Below are 12475 nucleotides of genomic sequence, written 5' to 3' on the forward strand. Positions count from 1 at the left end.
CCTTAAGGGGATTTGCATATTTACGGTTTGTTTTAGTTTGCAAACTTGGGGAACACAATGGGGTTAGGACGCTATTTTCCATTCTTGCTAAGTGCAGTGTTACTGCTACTCGGCGGGTGTGAGCGTACGGATACAAAAGATCAATCTGCCAAGGAAAGCGGCGACATTAAAGTTGCACCCTATGGCAGCTGGCAATCACCTTTGTCTGCTGCTGAGGTTTTTGAACGAACCGATGATATTGCTGAACTACAAAGTGTAGGTAATGCGATTTATTTTGCAGAATCGAGCGGACGTGCCCAAGGCAAAGTTGGTATCAAGCGTCTCGATGATCTTGGCAAGGTCACTGAAGTGGTTCCTCCTGATTTTAATGTTAAATCTACTGTGCATGAGTATGGCGGTGCGGCGTTTTTGGGCATAGGTCAGAGCCTTTTTGCCACTAAATTGCAGGATCAGCTGTTTTACCGTTTTGCGCCTAATCAGCCACCATTGCCGTTAACTCCCAATGGTACCCGTCATGCCGATTGTGTGGCATATCCTAAGGGCTCACGGATTATTTGTGTGCGTGAAGATCACCGTCAGGGTGGCGAACCGAAAGCGAGCCTAGTGACTATCAATCTTAACTTTGCCGGTGAAGGCGATACCTTTGTTACGGGTCACGATTTTATTTCTTCTCCGACTATTTCACCCGATAACACCCAACTTGCGTGGATCACTTGGGAACATCCCTATATGCCTTGGGATAAGAGTGTGCTCTGGCTTGGGGATCTTGACCGCAAAGGTCAATTAAAAAATATTCGCAAGGTGAGTACGCCAGAGGACTCTTCGGTGACTCAGCCGTTATTTGGCCCAGACGGTAAATTATATGTGGTGTCCGATCTCAGTAACTGGTGGAACATTTACCGCGTCACCCCTAGGGAAACCCTAGAGCCTGTGTTGAGTAAAAATGCCGAGTTTGCGGTGCCGGATTGGCGTTTAGGTAACCATAATTATGCCTTTGAAAATGCTTCGACTCTCATCGCGAGCTACGTTGAAGGCAATCGAGCCGCATTGTTGCGTATGCACTTAGATTCCGGATTGACCGAATCCCTTGCCGTTGATTTTGCTGAGATCACTCAGGTGGTAAAGGGCGAAGATGGTGTTTATTTTGTTGGCGCTAAGGCAACACCAGAGAAAGGTATTTATCGCGTTGTTGGGCGTGGCACTGAGCTTGTGTACGCCCCAGCGCTCGCGAATCTTGATCCCAACTATGTCTCGCGGGCGAAAAATATTGCCTTCGCTACTGGTAAAAATCAGCAGGCCTATGGTTATTTTTACAGCCCTGTGAACCCTAATTACGTGGCGCCCCACGACACAAGGCCGCCGCTTATCGTGATGCTACATGGCGGGCCGACGGCGCGGGCTTCACTGGCCTATCGCAGTGAAATCCAGTTTTGGACCAGCCGCGGGTTTGCGGTGCTGGATTTAAACTTTCGCGGCAGCAGTGGTTTTGGCCGCGCCTATCGCCAAAGCCTTTATGGCAAATGGGGTGAAAGCGATGTAGAGGATGCGGTTAATGCCGCAAAGTATTTAGTGGCTAAAGGCTGGGTAGACGCCAATAAGTTAGCGATTCGCGGCATCAGCGCCGGTGGCTTAACTGTGATGTCTTCGCTAGCGTTTTATGATGTGTTTCAAGCGGGTGTGAGCTATGAGGGTATCAGCGATTTTGAGCAGCTCGCTAAGGGAACCCATAAGTTTGAGTCGGGTTATTTAGACCAACTTATCGGCCCCTATCCAGAGAAGAAGGAACGCTACCGCGAGTTATCGCCACTCAATCACTTAGATGGTTTGAATGAACCTTTGCTGATTTTCCAAGGCTTGAGAAACAAGATTGTACCGACGGCGCAGTCGCGGCAAATCTATGATGCCCTTAAAGCCAAAGGTGTGCCGACGGCCTATATCGATTATGGCGATGACGCAAGTGATGGACGCACGCCAGAACATAAAGCGGCGGGATTAGAAACCGAGTTAGCCTTTTATGGGCAAGTGTTTTCATTTACACCAGCGGGTAAATTGCCAGCGTTGCAGCTAGATAATGTGGCCGCGCTAAAGCGCTAACACCTTGGTATGAGTGACAACCCCATAAACAAGCCTGCATCCAAGCAGGCTTTTTTATGGCTGGCTTAATGCGGGTGATGGAGGATTTAATGCTGGTGGTTAAGGCTATCAATAATGGCGCAGTGGGGCTGTTCGCCGCCTTGGCACTCGCTGACCATTTGCTGTAACTGGCTACGAAGATTCTGCAATTTACCAATTTGATCCTCAACATAGGCCAAATGGTTGCGGGTGAGTTGCTTCACATCTTCGGCATTGCGGCTATCGTTATTACGCAAATCGAGCAGAAGTTTGCAATCTTCTAGGCTAAATCCTAAGTCGCGGCATTGGTGCACAAATTTCAGCGATTCAATATCTCGATGGCGATAGACCCTGTATCCAGCGTCGTTACGCTCAGCGCAAACCAGACCAATATCGTGATAATAACGTATGCTTTTGACGCTTAACCCTGTGTGCTTCGCGACTTCACCAATTTTCATACTGACCTCAGTTCTTATCTGTTCTAAAGACTCGTGCAGACAAGTGTGATACTTGCCACAAAAACACCCTTGACTCTCCCGTGATGGGAGACTTTATCTTAATCCTATAGCGGTTAAGTTCAAGTGAGGGATCTTCCATGTCGCAGATAAAACTCTATGTCGCCACCATGAATTGTGCAGGCTGTGTGGCCAAAATTGAAAAGGCCTTTGCGGCCGAACCGAATGTGAGTGCCCGTATCAATCTCGCCGATAAGCAAGTCACTGTCGATGGCAAGATGAGCAGTGATGCGGCGCTGGCTGTTATGGATAAGGCGGGTTATCCCGCTCAATTGATCGTGGACGCAAAGGCGGCCGCAGAGGAAAAGCGGGTCGAAGATGCGGCAGAGTATCGCCTGCGGATGCGTCAGGCCATCGCCGCGCTCGCTGTTGGTATCCCGATGATGTTATGGGGATTACTGGGCGGCGAGATGATGATTAATCGCCCTAGCATGCAGCTAGGTTGGGGCATAATGGGTTTAATCACGCTGGCTCTTTTAGTCGGTACGGGGCGCCATTTCTATCAGGGAATGTGGCGAGCGCTTAAAGCCAAAACCACCAATATGGATACCTTAATCGTGTTAGGCACCAGCACGGCATGGCTTTATTCCATGCTGGTGGTGCTTATTCCGAGTGCGTTTCCAATGGATACTCGCCATGTGTACTTTGAGGCGAGCGTGATGATCTTAGGCTTGATTAACTTAGGCCATGCCCTTGAATTAAAAGCGCGCGGTAAGACCAGCGAAGCAGTGCAGCGCTTACTCGGCCTGCAATCCTCCACTGCGATTCGTATTGGCGACAATGGCGATGAAGAGGTTGAAATCAGTCAGCTTAAATTAGGCGATAAACTCAGACTTCGCCCTGGTGACAGGGTGGCTCTCGATGGTGTGGTGGAGTCCGGCCAGTCATTACTCGATGAGGCCATGTTGACGGGCGAACCTATTCCTGTGCCAAAGCATGTTGGGGATAATCTCAGTGCGGGTACAGTTAATGGTAACGGCAGTTTAGTCTACCGAGTCACCGCTGGGCCGCAGGATACGCGTCTTGCCAAAATCATCGCACTGGTACAGGAGGCGCAAACCTCAAAGATGCCCATTGGCCGTCTGGCCGATAACATTTCGGCGGTATTTGTACCGACAGTCGTGGTCATCGCCTTACTCGCGGCGGCGATTTGGTATCTTGTTGGGCCAGAACCCGCGCTCAGTCATGCGCTTGTGGTGCTCACCAGCGTGCTGATCATCGCCTGTCCCTGTGCCTTAGGCTTAGCCACACCTATGTCTATCATAGTGTCCGTTGGCCGCGCCGCTCAAATGGGCGTATTGGTAAAAAATGGTGAAGCACTGCAAAGCGCCAGCAAGGTCGATTGTGTAGTGTTGGATAAAACAGGCACAGTGACTCAGGGTAAACCCCAAGTGACTGATATCCATTGGATTGAGACTAATGATCAAGCACTTAGTGATGAAGACAAGCGCGCACTCCTTGGCGCTATCGCCAGTCTTGAGCAGCATTCAGAGCATCCGCTAGCTAGCGCAATAGTCAGCTATGTTAAGCAAGCCTCGATTCCATTACCCGCAACCGAGATTTTTACCAATCATCAGGGTAAGGGCATTGAAGGGCGAGTCGATGGCGCCGACTTTTTAGTGGGTAATCAAGCCTTAATGGCGGCATTTGATGTGCAGTCAGGGGAGGGCGTGACAGGCAACCACTCAGGCTTTGCGATAGAAGCCGCCGCGCAATTTGCCAAACAGGGCAAGACGGCGATTTATGTCGCTAAGGCGGGCAAGTTAGTGGCCACTATCGCCATTGCCGATCCGATCAAGGCCGACGCCAAAGAAGCGATAAGCGCGATACGTTCACAGGGGATTCGCGTAGTACTGCTGACCGGAGATAATCTGCAAACGGCGCAGGCGGTGGCAGCTCAAGTAGGCATAGATGAAGTGATAGCGGGCGTGTTACCCGAGCAAAAGCAACAGCATATTAAAGCCTTACAACAGCGAGGCCATGTGGTTGCCATGGTGGGGGATGGTATCAACGATGCGCCTGCCTTAATGAGCGCCGATGTGGGGATCGCTATGGGATCGGGCACTGAGGTGGCGATCGAAAGCGCGGATATGACTCTACTGTCGCATCAGCTGATAGTGATTGCTAACTTATTGGCACTTTCCCGCGCGACCATTCGCAATATTAAACAGAACCTGTTTGGGGCTTTTATCTACAATAGTTTAGGTATCCCAGTGGCGGCGGGCGTCTTGTATCCGCTTACGGGTATGCTGTTAAGTCCTGTGATTGCCGGGGCTGCGATGGCGCTGTCTTCTTTAACTGTGGTCACCAATGCGAACCGTTTAAGACAGCAAAAACTGTAACGTATTGGTATTGTTTATCGGCCCGCGAGTGAGCGGGGGCTTACAAATACCGCCCAGTTCAGTGGGCGGTATTTGGATTGTCTGGCTAAAAATGCAATGTTAATTCAGTTGTCATCCAATAGGATTATCTTGGGTTGTATTTGTAAAAATTCAGGTTAAATAAACAGTTATCTTTGGGTTACATGGCTCAGAATCGCTTAAGCATTCGCGGCTAACGGGGCCTTTTTAGTTGATAATTTAACCCAAACTGCTATAGTGCCACGTTTATTTTTACCCCCTCAGGCTGGTGGAAATTGGTTTATGCTTATATGCACTGCCAATAGTCTGGCCAACATTACTCGATTTGGAAGTTCATTTTGATCACAACAGCGAATATCACCATGCAGTTTGGCGCTAAGCCACTGTTTGAAAACATCTCAGTTAAATTCGGCGGCGGTAACCGTTACGGTCTTATCGGTGCGAACGGCTGCGGTAAATCAACCTTCATGAAGATCCTTTGCGGTGATCTAGAGCCGAGCAGCGGTAACGTATCTTTAGACGTCAATGAGCGTCTGGGTAAACTCAGCCAGAACCAATTCGGTTACGAGGAATACACGCTGATTGACACCGTTATCATGGGCCACCGTGAACTGTGGAAGGTCAAGCAAGAGCGTGACCGTATCTATTCTTTACCTGAAATGAGCGAAGAAGACGGCATTGCCGTGGCAAACCTTGAGATGGAATTTGCCGAAATGGACGGTTACACCGCCGAATCTCGCGCTGGTGAACTGTTACTTGGCGTAGGTATCGGTATCGAAAGCCATTTCGGTCTAATGTCTGAAATCGCCCCAGGTTTAAAACTGCGGGTATTATTGGCGCAAGCCCTGTTCTCCGATCCTGATGTGCTGCTGCTCGACGAACCTACCAACAACTTGGACATCGACACTATCCGCTGGTTACAGGACGTCTTGAACCAACGCGATAGCACCATGATCATCATTTCGCACGACCGTTACTTCTTAAACTCAGTCTGTACTCATATGGCAGACTTAGACTATGGTGAACTGCGTGTTTACCCAGGTAACTACGACGAATATATGCAAGCAGCGACTCAGGCCCGTGAGCGTTTGCTAGCTGACAACGCCAAGAAGAAAGCGCAAATTTCTGAGCTACAAACCTTCGTTGCGCGCTTCTCTGCTAACGCTTCTAAGGCAAAACAAGCGACGTCTCGTGCCCGTCAAATCGATAAGATCAAGCTGGATGAAGTTAAAGCCTCTAGCCGTGTTAACCCATTCATTCGTTTCGAGCAGGAAAAGAAACTGTTCCGTAATGCGTTAGTGGTTGAGAATTTGGCGAAAGGTTATGACACGCCACTGTTTAAAGACTTAAACCTGATTGTCGAAGTGGGTGAGCGCATCGCTATCCTCGGTGAGAACGGTGTGGGTAAAACTACCCTGCTGCGTACTTTAATCCATGATATTCCTCAGGATGAAGGTCATATCCAATGGTCTGAAAACAGCAATATCGGTTACTACGCGCAGGATCATGAGTCTGATTTTGCTAACGACATGACGCTTTTTGAGTGGATGAGCCAGTGGCGTAAACCTGAAGATGACGACCAAGCGGTACGCGGTATTTTAGGCCGTATGCTGTTTAGCGCCGACGACATTAAAAAGTCTGTTAAAGTGCTCTCGGGTGGTGAAAAGGGCCGGATGTTATTTGGTAAGCTCATCATGCAAAAACCAAATATCCTGATGCTCGACGAACCGACCAACCACATGGATATGGAATCGATCGAATCCTTAAACAACGCCTTAGAGAAATACGAAGGCACCTTGTTGTTTGTGAGTCACGACCGCGCATTCGTATCGTCACTGGCCAACCGTATCCTTGAAATTACTCCTAACGGCGTGAATGACTTCAAGGGCACCTATGATGAGTTCCTCGCGAGCAAGGGCATCGAAGGCTAATTACTTGTTTTAAACAGCCTTAAATGCACAGATAAAAAACGCCGCTTCTTAATGAGCGGCGTTTTTATTTATGGTGTTTACCTTGAGTGTTCGCCTCGGCTTAGCGGTTATTGTTTTGCCTCTGCTTGTTGTTCGACATAAATCAAGCTGTCAGTGTCAAAGCCTCTGGCTTTGGCCATGTCGACAAATTGCTTAATCACCTCAGGGGATACCGTTGGAGTTCGGGCTAGTAGCCATAAATAATCCGTATCTGGCCCCGAGATAAAGGCGTATTGATAATTTTGTTGGTCGAGCCCAAAGACCACATACGAACCATAAAACGGCCCGAAAAAGGAGACTTTTAAGTAGGCTTCGTTCTCTCCATTCACAAAATAGGCTTTACCTTCGGCTTCTTTCCATTCCTGTTTGGCGGCAGAATAGCCCCGATTAATGACTTTAACGCCACCATCGGGCTTAAGGCTGTATTCGGCAGAAACTTGGGTTAATCCGCGCTCGAAGGAGTGGTCAAGCCTCGCAATCTCGTACCATTTGCCTAAATAGCGGTCGAGTTTAAAATCTTTAACGGGTTCGACGTAGTTAGGCATTCCTAGACAGCCTGTCAGGACCAAAGCACTGATCATTAAGAGTAGTTTTTTCAAGTGATGCTCCTATCAAAAAGATTTAGTTTATATTTTACTCATTTATTCATGGTGGCAAACAGAGGGATTTTCAGGGCTTTTTAGGGCTTTGTATTGGCTTAACCAACCTTGTGCTATACCCGCCAGCATTATCAGTGCCACACCTATCAATTGCTGTGCGGTTAATGTTTCATTAAATAACCACCACGCCAGAGTGACCACCACCACAGGCTCCACATAGGAGAGTGTGCCGTAGGTGATTGATGGCAATTGATTTAGAGCTTTTACTGCAAACAGAATAGCTAAAAATCCCGGAAAGAACCCAATTGCCAGCAGCCAAGCAAATTGATTCAGGCTGGGTACTAAGGGTGTGGTTAACACTAAGGGAAGTAGGCATAAAGCGCCAACACCTAACTGTACCAGCGTACTTTGATAGGGCGAGGCGGCACTTGGTTTGCGGTTGATTAAGATAAAGCCACTATAGGTCAGTAACGACAATAATGCATAAAAATATCCCAATATTTCAGAATCATATAGCGATTGGCTCGATGTCATGGGGAGCATTAATATAAAGCCTGCTAAGGCGAGTACCACACTTGCCATACTGAATCGGTTGAGTCTTTCATTAAACACAAAGTGCGCAAAGAGTGACGCTACCACAGGTGCGAGGTAGATGATCATAATCACGGTTGCCATTTGAGTGTATTGAATAGCCTCGATATAAAAAGCCATAAATTCGGCGAGCATAGCGCCATTTATCAAGGTGCGTTTGCTCGGTTTATGGCGAATTTGCTGTCTTTTTCCCGTTAACAGCATATAGGCCATTAAAAACAGCGCGCCGAGTAGCAGGCGGTAAAAGGTAATATGTTCGGCTGGCAGAGCTGCAAAGCGTGCGAATACGCCAATCGTGCCCATTAAGGTGGCAGCCAATAGGGCAAAGAGCAAGGCCAAAGTAGGAGGTGGATTCATGTGTCACCTTTAGCGTACAGTCCAGTACTGTAGAAACAGTCCAACGGGTAAGGACGCTGAGTTTGCCCTAAAATACCTTGCTAGGCTAGCGAGGTATTCGACTGTACTTTGGGTATAGTGCAAACTAGCTGTTTCGAAGGGGGAGCATTTTATTGGGATTAGACGATCCTGATATCGCATACTTAGACGCAGGTATTTAGGATAAAAGGTCGCTGTATTGCAAATGGTAAGGGGCTTTTTATGACCCACGCTATAACGGGGATCGCTTCAGTCTTTAAGTGCTCATCCGCTTGTCGGAGCGAGCAACGAGCAATCCTAGGATTTTAATAATCCTTAATAAAGCGCAGAGCATGTTTGGCTAGCGTAACATCGATATTTTCACTGATACGAATTTCGGCGATTAATCGACTCGAAGTAGATTGACTGATAAAGCAATCAAATGTCAGTTCGTTGGTAAGCTGCAAATGAACACGGGAACGATTAGGTGTGAGAGATTTTAATATATCAAAATTTAACGCAATATCGGGATCCTCTTCGGGAAAATAATTAGCATGATAAATAAAGTGTGGCCAATTTTGGTTATTTGATTCAATTATATAGGCACAGCGATCATTGGCTGGAATAATATTGGATAGCTGTTTTTTGAAATTATTGGTGGTGAGATTGTTTTTAATGAATTTATATTTAGTGTCATTAAAAATAACTAGCATCACATCTTGCCTTGTTGCGTTAAGTGGGTTTGAATGAATGTTTTTTAGGGAGTGTTTATCTTGTGCAGTATAAATATTATTTTCGGCGATAAATGACTGACTATCTGGTTGCAGATAATAATTTAGGATTTGATAGTCTGTTAAGTCTTGTTCAATTAAACTGATGTTAGTCATTTCTCCTTCAAAAGATAATGCGTTATTGGACATAGCCTTTAATACACGGTTATCTGTTAAAGGGATAATTTGCTGTTGAACTTCGATTTCATCGCCATCGATATAACATTTTAGCTTATGATATTGGTAGCTGATGGATAATAAATGCCAATAATCATCATTTAAACCACCTGACATCGAAGCCATTTCAATCGATAATAATCGGCTATTAACAACCGATTCAATATTGCCAAGTGCATTTATCTTCACAATAAAGCCCGTATGATTAAATTCACAACAATATTGAAATACTAGTCCTCCATGTTGGTTTTTTATCCAAGCTTGCCAAGTGAAAATATCGAGTGTTTTCGTGCCTAATAAAACGACTTTAGCCGTATTTTCTGATGTTTCTTGATCGAGGTCTTGAACTAAGTTATTCGAGCTAAAACAGATATTTTTTGAGGTTTTCATGGGTGACATCCTTGTGGTTATGTCATGCATAAACCTTTGGTTTTATTTCAGACAAATATCATCACAGCGAGGTATTAATTCTATCGCGACCATCGGCCTTGGCGCGGTAAAGCGCGGTATCGGCGGCGCACACCATGGCGAGTGAGGTGCGGAACTGGCCATTGACTTCACTGGCAATCCCTTGGCTGGCACTTACCGAGACATAATCCCTGAGCCCTTGGTCAGTAAAACGAATATTATTAATCCCTTGCTGAATTTTTTGCGCTATGGTCAGCGCCATTTTGGCATTGTGATTAGGTAGGATCAGCGCAAACTCTTCGCCGCCGTAACGGGCCGCAAGACCGATGTCGATAGGCACAATAGTGGCGATCACTTTGGCAATTTTTCTAAGGCATTCATCACCTTGGATATGACCAAACTGATCATTAAACACCTTAAAATAATCCACATCGATAATGACTACGCTGATAGGGCGTAGTTTGGCGGTGCATTCTTCCCAGTGTTGTTGCAGCATTTCATCAAAATAGCGACGGTTCGCCAGTTGGGTGAGGGAGTCGGTGGCGGCGAGCTTACGTAGTTTTTGGTTTTCTGCTTTATGGTGAGTTAAATCGTGCATCACCATCACAAACACAGGTTCATGGCTGGGAATATAAGAGATAGACAATTCAACATCTTTGGCCTTGCCAGAGGCGCAGATCAGCGTAGTTTCCTGCGCTGGGTGCTGCACGGGGTGACCACAGTTGGTGCCTAATTGCACATCGTGGCTCAGAAGATTGTCATAGCGCGCTTGATGATGTTCGGTCAAAAAATTGCGCCAGTCTTGGCCCTTTAAACTCGCCTGCGGGCAATCGAGCAGCTCAGCACTGCGCTGATTGCACGAACGGATAAAGCCATTGGCATTCACTAAGATCACGGCTTCGGTTAAATGTTGAATAAAGAGCTCAATTGTCTCGAGGGAAGAATGCTCGAAAAAGTTCAGCGGTAACTCGGCAGCCTTTGCATGCTGAGTTGCGGGCAATGCAGCATCATCGACAATAGATAAGGCGGGGTGTGGGCGAGCTAGTTTCGGTGAGTTTGTCATTGTTATCTTTCCCTGTGAACTTTAATCATCTGCGCTAGGCGCTTTTCTGAGGATGACTTTATTCTGGAGGAAGAAAAGATACCTTCTGCTTACCTTCTGGTGTAATTATTTGATTTTAAATGTTTTAAATTTTTCCTTCTGAGTTGTTTTGTCTGCAATTAGGATCATGGTTAGCTTGGCGATTGTTTACATCTCGCAAAATTGGGACTAAATAGCCCCCAATCTTAAGCATTAAGACTGAGTCGAATATTTGTTATTAGGGCAATTTAACGCAGTGTAAGTCCATTAATTTGCTCGGGATGTAGTGCTTGGCTATGGGATTTTCCTCGGCACCATTTGCCACCTTGCTTGTGTTTAAATGCACACATAGCATCCCATCGACCGCTTACACCACTGTACTGGCGACGAAATTCCTTGGCTGAAAGTAACCAGGCATCGGATGCAATCCCTAACTCATTAAGCAACTTAGGTCGTAGGTTATCGATAAAGCCTTTTTTATCATGGCGGATGGCGCGGCCAGTCCAATCGATAAGCTCAAGATAATCGGCAAAATGAAAGGGGATGCCCGTTTGCTGATGGATATGCGTTGCACCCTCAAATTTTGCAAGGGATTTGTGTGGTAATGGTTGAGTGTTATCTACAGGGGGTTGGGTTATCAGTGGTGTGACGCTGTTAGGGGAAAGTGCATTTAGGCGTTCTTGAATCGATGTAAAATCAGAGGATTGCAAAGAATCGGCAATCCCTGCTCGAATAGGATTTAAATCAACGTACATCATACACGCCAGTAATGCTTGCTCATCTAACAGTGCTTGGGATTTAAAACGACCTTCCCAGAAGGCGCCTTTGCACTCATCTTCTCGATTGGCTTTACGGGCGATCTCTTCATTTAAGCATCGCATAAACCAAGAGATACTACTTAATCGCTCTTGCCACTCGGCAATTAAGGCATCTAGTAACATGCGTTCGCCGTCGATTAATGCATCACCATTCATATACTTAGTGGCAATGGCATGGCCTTTAGTGATTTGGCACCAGCGGCTGATAATATCTTTTTGCGTTAACGATTTGGCCTTCTCGACATCAATTTTAAGCACTAAATGATAGTGATTGCTCATCACCGCGTAGGCGCAAATGTCGATACAAAAGATGGTGGATAATGCTTTGATTTTATCGACAATCCAGCCACGTCTATGCTCATAACTGCGGCCAGTGAGTTTATCCTCACCGCACAGAAAAGCCCTTCTGACACAGCGATTAATCACATGATAGAAGGGTGTTGTATTGGCATCGATAAGCATTCTTCTGGCCGAGGTCATTATCCGCTCCAAACAGACAAGGTGAAGATAATTTAAAGACTAGTAGAAGAGGGGACAAAGCACAAAAAGACATGGCTGTCCTCGCTTTTTTTATCGACAATCCAGCCACGTCTATGCTCATAACTGCGCCCAGTGAGTTTATCCTCACCGCACAGAAAAGCCCTTCTGACACAGCGATTAATCACATGATAGAAGGGTGTTGTATTGGCATCGATAAGCATTCTTCTGGCCGAGGTCATT

9 protein-coding genes are annotated in these 12475 nt (G+C 46.6%); 3 read left to right on the forward strand and 6 right to left on the reverse strand.

The annotated features are described in order from the left end of the window. The first annotated feature begins 57 nt into the window (after nucleotides 1-57). Nucleotides 58-2094 carry a S9 family peptidase gene (locus M0413_RS01525; RefSeq protein WP_249552917.1) on the forward strand — a complete coding sequence of 679 codons (2037 nt, stop codon included), beginning with the start codon at nucleotides 58-60 and terminating at the stop codon, nucleotides 2092-2094. An 86-nt stretch (nucleotides 2095-2180) separates the two neighbouring features. Here M0413_RS01525 and M0413_RS01530 read toward each other — a convergent pair whose 3' ends face one another. Continuing rightward, on the reverse strand, nucleotides 2181-2570 hold the full coding sequence (locus M0413_RS01530; protein ID WP_249552919.1) for a Cu(I)-responsive transcriptional regulator: 390 nt from the start codon (nucleotides 2568-2570) through the stop codon (nucleotides 2181-2183). A gap of 137 nt (nucleotides 2571-2707) precedes the next feature. Here M0413_RS01530 and M0413_RS01535 point away from each other — a divergent pair, with 137 nt between their 5' ends. Beyond that, complete coding sequence (locus M0413_RS01535) at nucleotides 2708-4969, forward strand: heavy metal translocating P-type ATPase (protein ID WP_249552921.1); 2262 nt, start codon at nucleotides 2708-2710, stop codon at nucleotides 4967-4969. Nucleotides 4970-5325: 356 nt separating this feature from the next. Then, the gene (locus tag M0413_RS01540) at nucleotides 5326-6918 is read left to right on the forward strand and encodes an ABC-F family ATPase (protein ID WP_080612461.1); all 1593 of its coding nucleotides are present in this window, start codon (nucleotides 5326-5328) and stop codon (nucleotides 6916-6918) included. A gap of 107 nt (nucleotides 6919-7025) precedes the next feature. On the opposite strand, the gene M0413_RS01545 is transcribed toward M0413_RS01540, so the two are convergent. The 5 genes from M0413_RS01545 to M0413_RS01565 form a co-directional block, all read right to left on the reverse strand. Further along, nucleotides 7026-7556: a lipocalin family protein gene (locus tag M0413_RS01545; RefSeq protein ID WP_249552923.1), complete on the reverse strand. Its 531-nt coding sequence runs from the start codon at nucleotides 7554-7556 to the stop codon at nucleotides 7026-7028. 42 nt (nucleotides 7557-7598) lie between these two features. After that, nucleotides 7599-8504 carry a DMT family transporter gene (locus M0413_RS01550; protein ID WP_249552925.1) on the reverse strand — a complete coding sequence of 302 codons (906 nt, stop codon included), beginning with the start codon at nucleotides 8502-8504 and terminating at the stop codon, nucleotides 7599-7601. A gap of 323 nt (nucleotides 8505-8827) precedes the next feature. Then, nucleotides 8828-9838, reverse strand: coding sequence for a LamG-like jellyroll fold domain-containing protein (locus M0413_RS01555; RefSeq protein WP_249552927.1), 1011 nt, complete (start codon nucleotides 9836-9838; stop codon nucleotides 8828-8830). Nucleotides 9839-9899: 61 nt separating this feature from the next. After that, nucleotides 9900-10919: a sensor domain-containing diguanylate cyclase gene (locus M0413_RS01560; RefSeq protein ID WP_249552928.1), complete on the reverse strand. Its 1020-nt coding sequence runs from the start codon at nucleotides 10917-10919 to the stop codon at nucleotides 9900-9902. A 266-nt stretch (nucleotides 10920-11185) separates the two neighbouring features. Then, nucleotides 11186-12235 (reverse strand): transposase, encoded by a 1050-nt coding sequence (locus tag M0413_RS01565; RefSeq protein WP_249552930.1) that lies wholly within the window; start codon nucleotides 12233-12235, stop codon nucleotides 11186-11188. Nucleotides 12236-12475 lie beyond the last annotated feature (240 nt).

The organism is Shewanella sp. 8A (assembly GCF_023475945.1).
GTDB classification, from domain to species: domain Bacteria; phylum Pseudomonadota; class Gammaproteobacteria; order Enterobacterales; family Shewanellaceae; genus Shewanella; species Shewanella xiamenensis.